The 16,598-nt window shown below is 69.6% G+C and carries 11 protein-coding genes; 7 read left to right on the top strand and 4 right to left on the bottom strand.

The features are described from left to right. Positions 1-501 precede the first annotated feature (501 nt). The 6 genes from Sspor_RS12310 to Sspor_RS12285 all read left to right on the top strand — a co-directional run bounded on the left by Sspor_RS12310 (position 502) and on the right by Sspor_RS12285 (position 9,016). Positions 502-1,716 carry an ROK family transcriptional regulator gene (locus Sspor_RS12310; protein ID WP_033217679.1) on the top strand — a complete coding sequence of 405 codons (1,215 nt, stop codon included), beginning with the start codon at positions 502-504 and terminating at the stop codon, positions 1,714-1,716. A gap of 117 nt (positions 1,717-1,833) precedes the next feature. Beyond that, positions 1,834-2,943, top strand: coding sequence for a sugar ABC transporter substrate-binding protein (locus Sspor_RS12305; RefSeq protein ID WP_202199166.1), 1,110 nt, complete (start codon positions 1,834-1,836; stop codon positions 2,941-2,943). A 162-nt stretch (positions 2,944-3,105) separates the two neighbouring features. Next, positions 3,106-3,894, top strand: coding sequence for an ATP-binding cassette domain-containing protein (locus tag Sspor_RS12300; protein ID WP_030008680.1), 789 nt, complete (start codon positions 3,106-3,108; stop codon positions 3,892-3,894). A 26-nt stretch (positions 3,895-3,920) separates the two neighbouring features. Next, positions 3,921-5,210, top strand: a complete 1,290-nt coding sequence (locus Sspor_RS12295; RefSeq protein WP_202203622.1) for a sugar ABC transporter permease — start codon at positions 3,921-3,923, stop codon at positions 5,208-5,210. Between the two features lie 263 nt (positions 5,211-5,473). After that, complete coding sequence (gene dxs / locus Sspor_RS12290) at positions 5,474-7,390, top strand: 1-deoxy-D-xylulose-5-phosphate synthase (RefSeq protein WP_202199165.1); 1,917 nt, start codon at positions 5,474-5,476, stop codon at positions 7,388-7,390. A 123-nt stretch (positions 7,391-7,513) separates the two neighbouring features. Continuing rightward, a complete protein-coding gene (locus Sspor_RS12285; RefSeq protein ID WP_202199164.1) occupies positions 7,514-9,016 on the top strand; it encodes an amino acid permease in 1,503 nt (500 codons plus the stop codon). A gap of 104 nt (positions 9,017-9,120) precedes the next feature. On the opposite strand, the gene Sspor_RS12280 is transcribed toward Sspor_RS12285, so the two are convergent. The 3 genes from Sspor_RS12280 to Sspor_RS12270 all read right to left on the bottom strand — a co-directional run bounded on the left by Sspor_RS12280 (position 9,121) and on the right by Sspor_RS12270 (position 13,602). Then, positions 9,121-10,158, bottom strand: a complete 1,038-nt coding sequence (locus tag Sspor_RS12280; RefSeq protein WP_202199163.1) for an LCP family protein — start codon at positions 10,156-10,158, stop codon at positions 9,121-9,123. A 91-nt stretch (positions 10,159-10,249) separates the two neighbouring features. Continuing rightward, positions 10,250-12,379: a 3-hydroxyacyl-CoA dehydrogenase NAD-binding domain-containing protein gene (locus Sspor_RS12275; protein ID WP_202199162.1), complete on the bottom strand. Its 2,130-nt coding sequence runs from the start codon at positions 12,377-12,379 to the stop codon at positions 10,250-10,252. After that, positions 12,376-13,602 (bottom strand): thiolase family protein, encoded by a 1,227-nt coding sequence (locus Sspor_RS12270; protein WP_202199161.1) that lies wholly within the window; start codon positions 13,600-13,602, stop codon positions 12,376-12,378. Before Sspor_RS12270 ends, Sspor_RS12275 begins: the two co-directional genes overlap by 4 nt. Positions 13,603-13,939: 337 nt before the next feature. On the opposite strand from Sspor_RS12270, the gene Sspor_RS12265 reads away from it, so the two are divergent. Next, positions 13,940-15,112, top strand: coding sequence for an alpha/beta fold hydrolase (locus Sspor_RS12265; protein WP_202199160.1), 1,173 nt, complete (start codon positions 13,940-13,942; stop codon positions 15,110-15,112). Between the two features lie 62 nt (positions 15,113-15,174). Here the strand turns inward: Sspor_RS12265 and Sspor_RS12260 are convergent, their stop codons facing one another. Beyond that, positions 15,175-16,458, bottom strand: a complete 1,284-nt coding sequence (locus Sspor_RS12260) for an HRDC domain-containing protein (protein ID WP_202199159.1) — start codon at positions 16,456-16,458, stop codon at positions 15,175-15,177. Positions 16,459-16,598 lie beyond the last annotated feature (140 nt).

Genomic DNA, 16,598 nt, shown 5'->3' with positions numbered 1-16,598 from the left:
GCACGCCCGGCGGAGTTGGCAGGGCATGCGGAAGGAAGGGAATGTGGAAGGAAGGAACGCGAGAGTTCGCGAACGGAACACGAGCGCGCACGGGGGACGGCGGTCCACCGCTGCCGTGCGTACCCGGAGAGAGGTCAGCCGGTCACAGGTCGGCCGGTAGCAAGGTCAGCCGACGAGGGCGCCGCAAGGACTTCGATCGGGACTCATCCCGAACACCTCCTTGCGTAGCGCGGCCGTTGTGCGACGCCAGGTCCGGCCGTAAGGGCCGCAGAGGACCGGCGTCCCAGCGACCGTAGCACGATCCAACGGCCGCTTCTCTCCCCCTTTAGTCCAGTACCAGCCGATTCGTGCCGTGTCAGCCTCTTGACGTGTGGATGCGTAAAGGCTCGACTTAAGGTTCACAAGTTGGAGAGATGCCGGGGTCTCGGAGCCTGAAGCCGTGACGCGACCCGGCCGGGGGGCGACGGCTGGCCGTCGCTAATGGGCAGGAGTGGATGAGTCGTGCAGACTCCCGGATCGCAGTCGTCGCTGCATCGCGCGAATCTCGAACGGGTCGTGCGGGCGGTGCGGCTCGCGGGATCGCTGACCCAGGCGGAGATCGCCCGCGCCACCGGACTGTCGGCGGCCACGGTCTCCAACATCGTCCGGGAGCTGAAGGACGGCGGGACCGTCGAGGTCACCGACACCTCGGCCGGTGGCCGCCGGGCGCGCAGCGTCTCGCTCAGCGGCGACGCGGGGATCGTCATCGGTGTCGACTTCGGCCACACCCACCTGCGGGTGGCGGTGGGGAACCTGGCCCACCAGGTGCTGGCCGAGGAATCCGAGCCGCTGGACGTCGACGCGTCCTGGGCGGACGGCTTCGACCGCGCGGAAGCCCTGGTCGGACGGCTGATCGCGGACATCGGCGTGGGGCTGGAGAAGGTCATCGGCGTCGGGCTCGGCGTGCCCGGCCCGATCGACGTGGAGTCCGGGACCCTTGGCTCGACCGCGATCCTGCCGGGCTGGGCGGGCATCAACCCCCGCCAGGAGCTGTCCCAGCGCCTCGGGGTGCCCGTGTACGTGGACAACGACGCGAACCTCGGCGCCCTCGGCGAACTCGTTTGGGGGAGCGGGCGGGGAGTAAAGGACCTGGCCTACATCAAGGTGGCCAGCGGCGTCGGCGCGGGCCTCGTGATCAACGGCCAGATCTACCGCGGACCCGGCGGCACGGCGGGCGAGATCGGGCACATCACCCTGGACGAGTCGGGCCCGGTGTGCCGCTGCGGCAACCGCGGCTGCCTGGAGACCTTCACGGCCGCCCGGTACGTGCTGCCACTGCTCCAGGGCACGCACGGGCCGGAGTTGACGATGGAGCGGGTGGTCGAACTGGCCCGCGAGGGGGACCCGGGCTGCCGCCGGGTGATCACGGACGTGGGCCGGCACATCGGCAGCGGCGTCGCCAGTCTGTGCAACCTCCTGAACCCCAGCCGGGTGGTCCTGGGCGGATCGCTGGCGGAAGCCGGTGAACTCGTCCTCGCTCCCATCCGTGAATCGGTGGGAAGGTACGCGATCCCCAGCGCGGCCCGGCAGTTGTCGGTGCTGACGGGGAACCTGGGCGGGCGGGCCGAGGTGCTGGGCGCACTGGCGCTCGTCCTCAGCGAAATGGGCGATTCGACACTTTTGTCAGATCATGGAAGTGGAGTGCGAGCTCCAGCCGTCTTGTCTTCAGGTAGATAACGAATGGCACCGTTGTCATCTCGTTAAGAATTCACTCCTTGACGGCAAAACGCGGCCGGGGTTGACTCACATCCACCTCGGCCGCGCCGCTGCGGCCTCGTCAGGGAGGTTCAAGTAATGAACACGCGTATGCGCAGAGCCGCCGTAGCTGTTGCCGCTGGTGCCATGGCCGTTTCGCTCGCCGCTTGTGGCAGTGCGAAGGAGGCGGGCGACACGACGAAGGAGTCCTCCGGCGCTGCCAAGGGCGATGCGATCAAGGTCGGTCTGCTCCTGCCGGAGAACCAGACCGCGCGTTACGAGAAGTTCGACAAGCCGCTGATCGAGAAGAAGATCGCCGAGCTCACCGGCGGCAAGGGCGAGGTCGTCTACGCCAACGCCAAGCAGGACGCGACCACGCAGAACTCGCAGGTCGACACGATGATCACCAACAAGGTGGACGTCCTGATCATCGACGCGGTGGACTCCAAGGCCATCGCCGGCTCGGTCAAGAAGGCCAAGGACGCCGGCATCCCGGTCGTCGCCTACGACCGCCTGGCCGAGGGCCCGATCGACGCCTACACCTCCTTCGACAACGAAGAGGTCGGCAAGGTCCAGGGCAAGGCCCTGCTGGAGGCGCTGGGCGACAAGGCCAAGGACGGCCAGATCGTCATGATGAACGGTTCGGTCACCGACCCGAACGCCAAGCTCTTCAAGTCCGGTGCGCACTCCGAGCTCGACGGCAAGGTGAACGTCGGCAAGGAGTACGACACGGTCGAGTGGAAGCCGGAGAACGCCAACACCAACATGGCGGCCGCGCTGTCCGCGCTCGGCAAGGACAAGGTCATCGGCGTCTACTCCGCCAACGACGGCATGGCAGGCGGCATCATCACCGCCCTCAAGGCCGCCGGCGTGTCCCCCCTGCCGCCGGTCACCGGTCAGGACGCCGAACTCGCCGGTGTGCAGCGGATCGTCGCGGGCGAGCAGTTCATGAGCGTCTACAAGCCGTACGCCCCCGAGGCCGAGGCCGCCGCGAAGATGGCCGTCGCTCTCGCCAAGGGCGGCAAGCCCGAGTCCACGTCCACGGTCGACAGCCCGACCGCCAAGGGCGTCGCCTCGGTCCTGATCCCGGTCGTCTCGCTGACCAAGAGCAACATCAAGGACACCGTCGTCAAGGACGGCGTGTACTCGGTCGACGAGATCTGCACCGACAAGTACGCGGCGGCCTGCGCCGCCGCCGGCCTGAAGTAGCGGCCCCCGTCGCCTCCCCCGGAGGCGGCCCCCCGTGCCTGACCGGCGCCCCGCCTCTCTCTCCCCGCCACCCGGCGGGGCGCCGGGCAGAAACGTTCCTCCCCCATTCGCCCTGCTCCTGCTCTTCTGCACGACATCCCCGCCGGTCAGGCGGCGAAGGAGATGGTTCATGTGTCCGCTGCGCCCGTGCTGGCGTTGCGAGGGGTCTCGAAGCGGTTCGGCGCCGTTCAGGCCCTCACCGACGTAGAACTCGAGATCCACTCCGGTGAAGTGGTCGCCCTCGTCGGCGACAACGGTGCCGGAAAGTCCACGCTGGTCAAGACGATCGCCGGCGTGCACCCCATCGATGAAGGTGTCATCGAGTGGGAGGGGCGCCCGGTTTCCATCGGCAAGCCCCACGATGCCCAGAACCTGGGCATCGCGACGGTCTACCAGGACCTGGCGCTGTGCGACAACATCGACGTCGTCGGCAACCTCTTCCTCGGCCGGGAGCTCAAGAGCTTCGGCATCCTCGACGAGGTGGAGATGGAGCGGCGCGCCCGCGAGCTCCTGACCACCCTGTCCATCCGGATCCCCAGTGTCCGGATTCCCATCGCGTCACTCTCCGGCGGTCAGCGCCAGACCGTGGCCATCGCCCGCTCCATGCTGGGCGAGCCCCAGCTCGTCATCCTCGACGAGCCCACCGCGGCCCTCGGCGTCGAGCAGACCGCACAGGTTCTCGACCTGGTGGAGCGGCTGCGTGAGCGCGGCCACGCCGTCATCCTCATCAGCCACAACATGGCCGATGTGAAGGCCGTCGCCGACAAGGTGGCGGTCCTGCGGCTCGGCCGCAACAACGGTGTCTTCAACGTCGCCGACACCTCGCAGGAAGAGATCATCTCCGCCATCACCGGTGCCACGGACAACGCCGTGACCCGCCGGGCGGCCCGCACCTCGGAGGCCGGCAAGTGAGCACCCAGAACCCCGCCACCGGCCCACTGGACAAGGGCCCCGTCGACCAGCAGGAGCACGTCGACCCGGTCAACCCCGCGGCCGCGCACGACGCGATCCCGGCCGTGGACCCCCGCCTCCTCGTCCGCGAGGAGGGCCTCGCCGGGTACGTGGGCGAGTTCAAGCGGAAGATGAAGGCGGGCGACCTGGGATCCCTCCCGGTCGTCATCGGTCTGATCGTCATCTGGTCGATCTTCCAGGGGCTGAACTCGAACTTCCTCTCCCCGGAGAACCTCACCAACATCGCGATCACGATGACCGGCACCGGCATGATCGCCATCGGCATCATCTTCGTGCTGCTGCTCGGCGAGATCGACCTCTCGGTCGGCTCGGTCAGCGGTGTCTCGGGCGCGATCGTCGCCGTCCTCGCCGTCACCCACGGCGTGAACGAATGGCTGGCCATCCTCGCGGCCGTGGTGGGAGGCGCCCTGATCGGCTGCATCCACGGCTTCTTCTTCGCCAAGGTCGGGGCCCCGGCCTTCGCCGTCACCCTGTCGGGCCTGCTCTTCTGGCTCGGCGCGATGCTCCAGATCCTCGGCAGCAACGGCACGATCAACATCGACTCCGACGGCGTGGTCGGCCAGCTGACCACGTACTTCTTCTCGGACGTGGCCGTCGCCTACGGGCTGGCCGCGCTCGCGGTGGTCGGCTACTTCCTGGCCTCCTTCCTCGACGCGAGGCGCCGCGAGGCCGCCGGGATGCCCTCCCGGCCGCTCGCCGAGATCCTGCTGCGCACCGGCCTGCTCGCGCTGTGCACCTTCGGTCCCGCCGTGCTGTTCAACCAGTACAAGGGCCTGCCGCTCGCGGTGGTGCTCTTCCTGCTGGCCCTGGTGGTCACGGACTTCCTGCTGCGCCGCACGACCTTCGGGCGAAACGTTTTCGCACTGGGTGGCAGCGTCGAGGCCTCCCGCCGCGCGGGCATCAACGTCACCCGCATCCGGATCACGGTCTTCGCGATCTCCAGCACCTTCGCCGCCATCGGCGGTCTGTTCTGGGCCTCCAAGATCGCGGCGGCCAACCAGAGCGCCGGCGCCGGCGACCTGCTGATGAACGTGATCGCGGCGGCCGTCATCGGCGGCACCAGCCTCTTCGGCGGCCGGGGCCGGACCTGGAACGCCCTCCTCGGCGTCATGGTCATCGTCTCGATCCAGTACGGTCTGGCCCTGGAAGGCATTGCGACGCCGATCCAGTACATGATCACCGGCGCGGTGCTGCTGGCGACCGTGGTGATCGACTCGGTGACGCGCAAGACCCAGAAGACGGCCGGCCGCGCCTGATCGCGCGTCCGACTGCCCGCCGGAGTGACGTCCGGCGGTAAGACCGGTCACAGTGCCCGGCGCCACTTCTCGTGGCGCCGGGCATCCGTGCGTGCCTGAACGGGGTACTCATGTACGGGTATACGTCCGTATGTGAGGTGTGGCCGTCAGGTCGCGCGTACATGTATGACAAAGGTGTGACGCCCTCGGGACGGCCCGATGACCGGGGCCGGGGGCGGAACATTAGACTCGACAGACCAGCAAGCAACTGCAAGGAGGCACGGGTGCTGCTGACCCGCATCAAGGGACCGCGCGATCTGGACCGGCTCAGCCAGGAGGAGCTCGACCAGCTCGCGGCAGAGATCAGGTCCTTCCTCGTCGACGCCGTCTCCAAGACCGGCGGGCACCTCGGCCCCAACCTCGGCGTGGTCGAACTGACGATCGCCCTGCACCGGGTCTTCGAATCGCCCAAGGACAAGGTCCTCTTCGACACCGGCCACCAGGCCTACGTCCACAAGCTGCTCACGGGCCGCCAGGACTTCGCCGGCCTGCGCACCAAGAACGGCCTGTCGGGATACCCCTCGCGCGCCGAGTCCGACCACGACGTGATCGAGAACTCGCACGCCTCCACCGTGCTCGGCTGGGCCGACGGCCTGGCCAAGGCCAACGAGGTGCTGGGCCGCGAGGACCACCACGTCGCCGCCGTCATCGGCGACGGCGCGCTGACCGGTGGCATGGCCTGGGAGGCGCTGAACAACATCGCCGCCGCCAAGGACCGCCCCCTCGTCATCGTCGTCAACGACAACGAGCGCTCGTACGGCCCCACCATCGGCGGCCTCGCCAACCACCTGGCCACCCTGCGCACCACGGACGGCTACGAGCGCTTCCTGGCCCGCGGCAAGGAGATCCTGGAGCGCACCCCGGTCGTCGGGAAGCCGCTCTTCGAGACCCTGCACGGCGCCAAGAAGGGCCTCAAGGACTTCATCGCCCCGCAGGGCATGTTCGAGGACCTCGGGCTCAAGTACATCGGGCCCATCGACGGCCACGACATCGAGGCCCTGGAGTCCGCCCTGCAGCGCGCCAAGCGCTTCAGCGGCCCGGTCATCGTGCACTGCCTCACCCAGAAGGGCCGCGGCTACACCCCGGCCCTGGAGCACGAGGCGGACCGCTTCCACGCGGTCGGCGTGATCCACCCGGACACCGGCCTGCCGGTGAAGACCGCCGCGGCGAGCTGGACCTCCGTCTTCGCCGACGAGATGGTCAAGCTCGGCCACGAGCGCGAGGACATCGTCGGCATCACCGCCGCCATGCTCCACCCGGTCGGCCTCAACAAGTTCGCCGAGGCCTTCCCGAACCGCATCTACGACGTGGGCATCGCCGAGCAGCACGGCGCCACCTCGGCGGCGGGCCTGGCCACCGGCGGGGTCCACCCGGTCTTCGCGGTGTACGCGACCTTCCTCAACCGCGCCTTCGACCAGGTCCTGATGGACGTGGCCCTGCACAAGTGCGGGGTCACCTTCGTCCTGGACCGCGCCGGTGTCACCGGTGACGACGGCGCCTCCCACAACGGCATGTGGGACATGTCGATCCTGCAGGTCGTGCCCGGCCTGCGGCTCGCCGCCCCGCGCGACGCCGAGCAGCTGCGCGCCCAGCTGCGCGAGGCCGTCGAGGTCAAGGACGCCCCGACCGTCGTGCGCTACTCCAAGGGCGTCGTCGGCCCGGCCGTCCCGGCCGTCGGCCGGATCGGCGGGATGGACGTCCTGCGGGCCCCGGGCGCCGAGGTCACCCGTCCGGACGTACTGCTCGTGTCGGTCGGCGCACTCGCCCCGATGTGCCTGGAGATCGCCGACCTGCTGGACAAGCAGGGCATCTCCACGACCGTGGTCGACCCCCGCTGGGTCAAGCCCGTGGACGAGGCCCTGGCCCCGCTCGCGGACCGGCACCGCGTGGTCGTCACCGTCGAGGACAACGGCCGCACCGGTGGTGTGGGCGCCGCCGTCTCGCAGGCCCTGCGGGACGCGGGCGTCGACGTACCGCTGCGCGACTTCGGCATCCCGCAGCGCTTCCTCGACCACGCCCTCCGCAAGGAGATCATGGCCGAGATCGGCCTGACCGCGCCGGACATCGCCCGGCAGGTCACCGGCCTCGTCGCCAAGCTGGACGGCCGCTACGACAGCGAGCCGGCCGCCGCCGTCGACTAGTCCGGAACTCGCCGCGCGCGCCGTTCGTAGATCGACGCGCGGTTGCACGTCACGGGCCGGGAGATCACTCTTGAGGAGTGGGCCTTCCGGCCGTTCGTGCGGCGTCACCTCTCGGAGGCGTCGGTGAGCAAGGATCTGAACAGCCCATTCCGTACCAAGACGGTGGAGCAGTCCATCCGCGACACGGAGGAGCCGGAACACGCGCTCCGGAAGTCGCTTTCCGCGTGGGACCTCACGGTCTTCGGTGTGGGCGTCATCATCGGCACCGGCATCTTCGTCCTCACGGGCATCGCCGCCCGGAACAATGCCGGTCCCGCCACCGCCCTGGCCTTCGTGGCCGCGGGCATCGTCTGCGCCCTCGCGGCGCTCTGCTACGCCGAGTTCGCGTCCACCGTCCCGGTGGCCGGGTCGGCGTACACGTTCTCGTACGCCTCGATCGGCGAGCTGCCCGCCTGGATCATCGGCTGGGACCTGGTGCTGGAATTCGCACTCGGTACGGCTGTCGTCGCGGTCGGCTGGTCCGGGTACGTACGCCACCTCATGGACACCAACCTGGGCTGGACGCTTCCGACGTCCCTGTCCGGCCCCGATGTCCCCGGCGGACACTTCGACCTGTTGGCGTTCCTGCTGGTCCTGGTGCTGACGTGGATCCTGGTCGTCGGGACGAAGCTCTCGGCCCGCATCACCGCGGTCGTCGTCGCCATCAAGGTCACGGTCGTGCTGCTGGTCATCGTCGCGGGCCTGTTCTTCATCAAGGCCGACAACTACTCGCCGTTCATCCCGCCGGCCCAGCCACGGGCCGAGGGCGTCAGCGGTTGGCACTCGCCGCTGGTCCAGTTGATGTTCGGCTACGAGCCCACGAACTTCGGCGTCATGGGCATCTTCACGGCGGCCTCGCTCATCTTCTTCGCCTTCATCGGCTTCGACGTGGTGGCGACGGCGGCCGAGGAGACCAAGAACCCCCAACGGGACATGCCGCGTGGCATCCTCGGTTCGCTGCTGGTCTGCACCGTGCTCTACGTCGCCGTGACCCTGGTGGTCACCGGCATGCAGAAGTACTCGGAGATGTCCCCGACCGCGCCGCTCGCCGAAGCGTTCAAATCGGTGAACCAGCCGTTCTTCTCGGGTGCCATCAGCCTCGGCGCGGCCGTCGGCCTGATCACCGTGTGCATGATCCTGCTGCTCGGCCAGACCCGCGTGTTCTTCGCGATGAGCCGTGACGGACTGCTGCCGCGCGTCTTCTCCGTCACCCACCCGAAGTACCGCACCCCGTACCGGGCGACCATGCTGCTCGGCGGCATCATCGCCGTCGTCGCGGGCTTCACCAGCCTGGAAACGCTTGCGGAACTGGTGAACATCGGCACGCTGTTCGCCTTCGTGGTGGTCGCCCTCGGCGTGATCGTCCTGCGCAAGACCCGCCCCGACCTGCACCGGTCCTTCCGCACCCCGTGGGTGCCCTTCGTCCCGATCGTGTCGATCGCGGCCTCCCTCTGGCTGATGCTCAACCTGCCGGCCGAGACCTGGCTGCGCTTCGGCATCTGGATGGTCATCGGCATCATCGTCTACTTCGCCTACGGCTACCGGAACAGCCGTCTGCACAAGGTCGGCCAGAACGCGGAGTTCTGAGCGTCGGCCGTACCCCGCACACGCCGCGGCGGGCCCGTACGGGAGGGATTCCCGTACGGGCCCGCCGCGGCGTGCGGTGGCCGAAGACTCGGCGGCTCGGCCGCTCAGCCCTTGGCGGGGGAGTTCTTCGCCGAGGCCGGGACCTTCTGGTCGGTGCGCAGGGCCTCCCACAGCTGGGTGGCCTGCGGCTCCGCCACGATCACGCGGTTCGGGTCCACCTTGTCGTAGGCGACCGGGAGCATGATGGTCTCCATCGTGTCCGGGTCGACGCCCTTCATGCTCTGCGCGAAGTCGGACAGCGCGGTGAGCGAGGCGAGGTCGGAGTCGGTGGTCAGCGACTTGGTCCCGGCGTCCGCGAGCTTGTACAGCCGCGCGGGGTTGCCGAGGGCGTCCTGCTTCTTGATCTCGGACAGCATGGCCATCATGAACTGCTGCTGCAGCCCGATGCGGCCGAGGTCGCTGCCGTCGCCGTAGCCGTACCGGGTACGGACGAACTTGAGCGAGTCGGTGCCGTTCAGCCGGTGCGTGCCCGCGTCCAGCTTGAGGCCGCCCTTGGCGCCGCTCATCGGCTTGTCCAGGGTGACGGTGACCCCGCCCAGCGCGTCGACCAGGCCCTTGAAACCGGCGAAGTCGACCTCGACGAAGTGGTCCACGCGGACGCCGGACATCTGCTCGACCGTGTTGACCACACAGGCCGGACCGGCGAGCGAGTACACGGAGTTGAACATGACCCGCTTGGCGGACGGGAGGGTCTTGCCCTTGCCGTCCTTGCACTCGGGCCGGGTGATCAGGGTGTCGCGGGGGATGCTCACCGCGGTCGCCTTGGCCCGGCCCTCGGGTATGTGCACCAGCATCGCGGTGTCCGAGCGGGCGCCGCTGACATCGCCGTGGTCGAGATCGGCATTGGCCCCGGCCCGCGAGTCCGAGCCGAGCACCAGGATGTTCTGGGCGTTCGCGACGACCTTCTTGGGCCGGTTGTCACCGATCGCCTGGTCCAGGTCGACGCTGTCGATGTTGGAGTTCAGGTGGCTGTAGGCCCACCAGCCGGCCCCGGCCGTGCCCAGGATCAGCACGGCGACCAGCAGCAGGGTGATCCGCAGAACGCGGCGGCGGCGCTTGGGCCGCGCGTGCTTTTCCGTCATGGGGGTGAATCTTAGACAGGTATTCGAACGGCTGTGGCCCGCCCCCCTGGAGGGGCGGGCCGAGCCGTGGAACAGCCCTCGGAGACCCGGACTAGGCCGGGATGCTCGCGAGGCCGGGGGCGAGGAACTTCTTGCCGTTGACGCGCTCCGAGACGCCCTCACGGTCCAGGTACGGCGTGATGCCGCCCAGGTGGAAGGGCCAGCCGGCGCCCGTGATGAGGCAGAGGTCGATGTCCTGGGCCTCGGCCACGACACCCTCCTCCAGCATCAGGCCGATCTCCTGCGCCACCGCGTCCAGGACGCGGTCGCGGACCTGCTCCTCGGTCAGGACGACATCGCCCTGGACCAGGAGCGCGGCGACCTCGGGGTCCAGCTCCGGCTTGCCGGAATCGTAGACGTAGAAGCCGCGCTTGCCGGCCTTGACGACCGCCGCAAGGTTCGGGGAGACGGTGAAGCGCTCCGGGAAGGCGCGGTTCAGGGTCTCGGAGACGTGCAGACCGATCGCCGGGCCCACGAGCTCCAGGAGCACCAGCGGGGACATCGGCAGGCCGAGCGGCTCGATGGCCTTCTCCGCCGTGACCACCGGGGTGCCCTCGTCGATGACGTTCTGGATCTCGCCCATGAAGCGGGTCAGGATGCGGTTCACGACGAACGCCGGGGCGTCCTTGGTGAGGACCGCGGTCTTCTTCAGCTTCTTGGCGACACCGAAGGCCGTGGCCAGCGAGGCGTCGTCGGTCTGCTCACCGCGGACGATCTCCAGCAGGGGGAGGATCGCGACCGGGTTGAAGAAGTGGAAGCCGACCACGCGCTCCGGGTGCTGGAGCTTCGAGGCCATCTCCGACACCGACAGCGAGGAGGTGTTGGTGGCGAGGATCGCGTGCGCCGGGGCGACCGCCTCGACCTCCGCGAACACCTTCTGCTTGACGGACATCTCCTCGAACACGGCCTCGATGATGAAGTCCGCGTCCGCGAAGCCCTCGGCCTTGTCCAGGACACCGGTCACCAGGGCGGTCAGGCGGTTGGCCTTGTCCTGGTTGATGCGGCCCTTGCCGAGCAGCTTCTGGATCTCGGCGTGGACGTAGCCCACACCCTTGTCCACGCGCTCCTGGTCGATGTCGGTGAGGACCACCGGCACCTCCAGGCGGCGCAGGAAGAGCAGCGCCAGCTGGGAGGCCATCAGGCCCGCGCCGACGACGCCGACCTTGGTGACCGGACGGGCCAGGGACTTGTCCGGGGCACCGGCCGGGCGCTTGGCGCGCTTCTGGACCAGGTTGAAGGCGTAGATGCCCGAGCGCAGCTCGCCGCCCATGATGAGGTCGGCCAGGGCCGTGTCCTCGGCGTCGAAGCCGGCCTGCAGGTCGCCCGACTTGGCCGCGGCGATGATGTCCAGCGCGCGGTAGGCGGCCGGAGCGGCGCCGTGCACCTTGGAGTCCGCGATGAAGCGGCCCTTGGCGACGGCCGCGTCCCAGGCCTCGCCGCGGTCGATCTCGTCGCGGACGACCTCGGTGGTGCCGTTCAGGACGTTCGCGGTCCACAGGAGCGACTGCTCCAGGAAGTCCGCGCCCTCGAACAGCGCGTCCGCGATGCCCAGGTCGAAGACCTGCTTGCCGCGCAGCTGCTTGTTCTGGTTGAGCGAGTTCTCGATGATCACCGAGACCGCGCGCTCGGCGCCGATCAGGTTCGGCAGGATGGCGCAGCCGCCCCAGCCGGGAACCAGGCCGAGGAAGACCTCGGGCAGCGAGAAGGCCGGGATGGCCTTCGAGACGGTGCGGTAGGAGCAGTGCAGACCGACCTCGACGCCTCCGCCCATGGCCGCGCCGTTGTAGTACGCGAAGGTCGGGACCGCCAGCGCCGAGAGGCGCTTGAAGACGTCGTGGCCGCCCTTGCCGATGGCGAGCGCCTCGTCGTGCTTCTTCAGCAGCTCGACGCCCTTGAGGTCGGCGCCGACCGCGAAGATGAACGGCTTGCCGGTGATGCCCGCGCCGACGATGGAGCCCGCGATGGCCTCCTGCTCGACCTGGTCGATCGCCGCGTTCAGGTTGGCGAGGGACTGCGGGCCGAAGGTGGTCGGCTTGGTGTGGTCGAAGCCGTTGTCCAGCGTGATGAGCGCGAAGCGCCCGGCGCCGAACGGCAGGTCCAGGTGGCGGACGTGCGCGGACGTGACGACCTCGTCCGGGAACAGCTCGGCCGCGCCCTTCAGGAGCTCAGCGGTGGTGCTCACTTGGAGTCTCCCTCGGCGTTGAAGTTCGGGTTCTCCCAGATGACCGTGGCGCCCATGCCGAAGCCGACGCACATGGTGGTCAGGCCGTAGCGGACGTGCGGCTGCTCCTCGAACTGACGGGCCAGCTGCGTCATCAGGCGCACGCCCGAGGAGGCGAGCGGGTGACCGAAGGCGATGGCGCCGCCGTACTGGTTGACGCGGGCGTCGTCGTCGGCGATGCCGTAGTGCTCCAGGAACGCGAGGACCTGGACCGCGAAGGCCTCGTTGACCTCGAAGAGGCCTATGTCCTCGATCGTCAGGCCGGCCTGGGCCAGGGCCTTCTCGGTGGCCGGGATCGGGCCGTAGCCCATGACCTCGGGCTCGACACCCGCGAAGGAGTACGAGACCAGGCGCATCTTGACCGGGAGGTTGTTCTCCCGGGCGAAGTCCTCGGACGCGATGATCGCGGCGGTGGCACCGTCGTTGAGACCGGCGGCGTTGCCCGCGGTGACCCGGCCGTGCGTACGGAACGGGGTCTTCAGGCCGGCCAGGTTCTCCAGCGTGGTGCCCGGGCGCATCGGCTCGTCGGTGGTGACCAGGCCCCAGCCCGTCTCACCGGCCGCCTCGTTGGTGTTGCGCACCGAGATCGGGACCAGGTCCTGCTGGATCTTGCCGTCGGCGTACGCCTTGGCGGCCTTCTCCTGCGAGCGCACGGCGTACTCGTCGGCGCGGAGCTTGGTGATCGTCGGGTACCGGTCGTGCAGGTTCTCGGCGGTCATGCCCATGAACAGGGCGGACTCGTCGACCAGCTTCTCGGAGACGAAGCGCGGGTTCGGGTCCACGCCCTCGCCCATGGGGTGGCGGCCCATGTGCTCGACACCGCCGGCGAGGGCGACGTCGTAGGCACCGAAGGCCACACCGCCCGCGACGGCGGTCACGGCGGTCAGCGCGCCGGCGCACATGCGGTCGATGGAGTAGCCCGGTACGGACTGCGGGAGGCCCGCGAGAATGCCGGCGGTACGGCCCAGCGTGAGGCCCTGGTCGCCGATCTGCGTGGTCGCGGCGATGGCGACCTCGTCGATCTTCTTGGGGTCCAGGTCCGGGTTGCGGCGCAGCAGCTCCCGGATCGCCTTCACGACGAGGTCGTCGGCGCGGGTCTCGTGGTAGATGCCCTTCGGGCCCGCCTTGCCGAACGGGGTGCGGACGCCGTCGACGAAGACGACGTCCCTGACGGTACGAGGCACGTTGGCTCTCCTCCAGGTGCGGGTGTGCACTGCTGCGCGTGGGGGCGCTCGGGTAAGTCGCTGAGCGCCCGCTCACCCGACCATGCTACTTGCGGGTAACCAATGTGCACACCCTCTCCCGGAGGAGCGGCGAAGGTCACACTCCGCACCCCGCGCCGGGACCCCGTGCGCCCCCTCCTCACGCCCGTCCGATCGGAGCGCGGGCGGTGACACGATCGGGTCGGCCGTCCGCTCGTCACGGTCACGTCAATGGCGTGGGGCGCACCCGCTTCCGGATTCTGGCCTCGTCCCGGGCGCCCGCCCCGGACCCCGGCCGACCCGAACGGAGACCCCGGCCATGCCGATCAAGACGATCGACCACGAGGTCAAGCACCCCTCCACACTCCCCGTCAACGAGGGCGAGGTGATCAAACTCTTCGTCCGGGAGCGTGACGGGACGAAGAATCCCACCAAGCGCACGGCCGTCCTGATGCTGCACGGCCGCAGCGTCCCCGTACTGCCCGGCGCGGACCTGGGCACCGGCGAGTACAACTGGATGCTGTTCCTCGCCAAGGCGGGCTTCGACGTCTTCGCCATGGACCTCCAGGGCCACGGCCGCTCGCCGCGGCCGGCGGTCATGAACGAGCCCTGCAACACCAACGCCACCCAGCAGTCGAAGCTCCTGCTCGACGGTCACCCGCTGCCGGGCCCCTGTACGCCCCCGTACGCCAAGCACCTCGGCGACTCCGCCGGAGACTGGGCCGAAGTCCACACCGTCGTGGAGTACATCAAGGCCGAGCGCGGCGTGGAGAAGGTCGCCCTCTTCGGCTGGTCCGCCGCCTCGGTGGCCTTGGGCCCGTACGCCATCCAGCACCCGGAGAACGTCTCCAGCCTGTTCCTCCTCGCCCCGGTCTTCCGGCCGGACGGACCCGAGAGCAAGCCCGGCACCAAGTGGGCGCGGCCGGACGCGCTGCCGCCGCCGCCCTCCCTGTGGAACTTCCCGATGAACATCACCGGCCGGCAGGGTTTCGGTGAGGCCTGGGACAAGGAACTCGGCTGCGGCGACGAGCAGCGCGAGGAGGGCATGGTCGACACCGTGTGGGCGGCGATCATGGAGAACGACGTGGTGGGCCGCAACTGGGGGCCGCCGGTGTCCGGCGTCCCCTCGGGCGTGCTGCGCTTCCGCAACCCCTTCTGGTGGGGCTGGACCAAAGCCGGTGCCAAGGTGGACAACGTCCTCGGCCACAAGGTGCCGGTGCTCATCGTCGTCGGCGAGCACGACAAGACGGTGAACAGCGCTCCGGGCACCAACCCCTTCCTCTCGGTCACCGAGCTCTACAAGGCCATCCCGGGGCCGAGGAAGATGCACTTCGAGGTCGCCTGCGCGGGCCACCAGATCCCCTGGGAGCGGGTGGTCAAGCACGTCCACCACCTGTCCCGGAAGTGGCTCAAGCACACCGAGATCGACGGCCACACGAAGGGCACCTTCTACATGGACACGGACGGCGACTACACCGAGCAAGCGCTCTGATCCGGACGTGCCCTGGTCCGCGCGTCGCGGACCAGGGCACGTCGGTGATCGCCGGTGATCTCCTACACGGTGGCCGACAGGGCGGTGACCAGCACCGGAGTCACCAGTTCGACCTGCCACGGCCGGGCGCCGTAGCCCGCCAGGGCCTCCGCCACCGCGTCCGCCTGCGGCCGCTGCGGCGGCTCCCAGCACAGCCGGCGGACCGTGTCCGGGGTGATCAGGTTCTCCTGGGGCAGGTTCAGCGCCTCCGCCAGGGCCGAGACGGCGGCACGGGCCGCCGAGAGCCGGGCCGCAGCCGCCGGGTCCTTGTCCACCCAGGAGCGCGGCGGCGGGGGACCGGCCGGGGTCGCCCCGGGCTGCGGCAGCTCGTTCTCGGGCAGGGCCTTCGCCCGGTCCACGGCGGCCATCCACTGGTCCAGCTGGCGCCGGCCCATCCGCTGCCCGTAGCCGGGCAGGGCGGACAGGGTGTGCACGTTGGCCGGCAGGGCGAGAGCGGCCTCGACGATCGCGGCGTCGCCCAGCACCTTGCCCGGCGACACGTCACGCCGCTGCGCGATCCGGTCCCGGGACTCCCACAGCTCCCGTACGACCGCCATCTGCCGGCGCCGGCGCACCTTGTGCATGCCGGACGTACGGCGCCACGGGTCCTTGCGCGGCGGGGCGGGCGGTGCCGAGGCGATGGCGTCGAACTCCTGGTGGGCCCATTCGAGCTTGCCCTGCCGGTCCAGTTCCTTCTCCAGCGCGTCCCGCAGGTCGACCAGCAGCTCCACGTCCAGGGCGGCGTAGCGCAGCCACGGCTCGGGGAGCGGGCGGGTCGACCAGTCGACGGCGGAGTGGCCCTTCTCCAGCGCGTAGCCGAGCACGCTCTCGACCATCGCGCCGAGCCCGACCCGGGGGAAGCCGGCGAGGCGGCCGGCCAGCTCGGTGTCGAACAAGGAGGTGGGCACCATGCCTATTTCGCGCAGGCAGGGCAGGTCCTGGGTGGCGGCGTGCAGGATCCATTCGGTGCCGGACAGGGCTTCGCCCAGTGCGGACAGGTCGGGGCAGCCCACCGGGTCGATCAGGGCGGACCCCGCACCCTCACGGCGCAGCTGCACCAGGTAGGCGCGCTGGCCGTAGCGGTATCCGGAGGCCCGTTCGGCGTCGACGGCGACGGGGCCGGTGCCCGCGGCGAAGGCCGCGACCACTTCGGCGAGGGCGTCCGCGTCGGCGACCACCGGAGGAATCCCCTCACGGGGCTCCAGCAAGGGAGTCGGCAGCCCACCGGGCGGAACAACGACGTCGTCCGAGGGGCCGCCCCCGGTGGTGGTGCGCAGGTCTGCTGCGGGATCTTGGGCGTCGGTCACCGCTCAAGGGTATCCGTGTATACGACGCGCCCGTCGCCGGAACGTTCCGTCGACGGGCGCGGGCGGTATGCGGGGCGTTTTCCCGGGGTATTCCGGGGGTCTCCCGGGAGGTTTCCCGGCAGCGGCTCCCGGGGCGGATA

The sequence above is a fragment of the Streptomyces spororaveus genome, from assembly GCF_016755875.1.
Classification (GTDB): Bacteria; Actinomycetota; Actinomycetes; order Streptomycetales; family Streptomycetaceae; genus Streptomyces; species Streptomyces spororaveus.
This window is presented reverse-complemented; position numbering and strand designations above follow the sequence as displayed.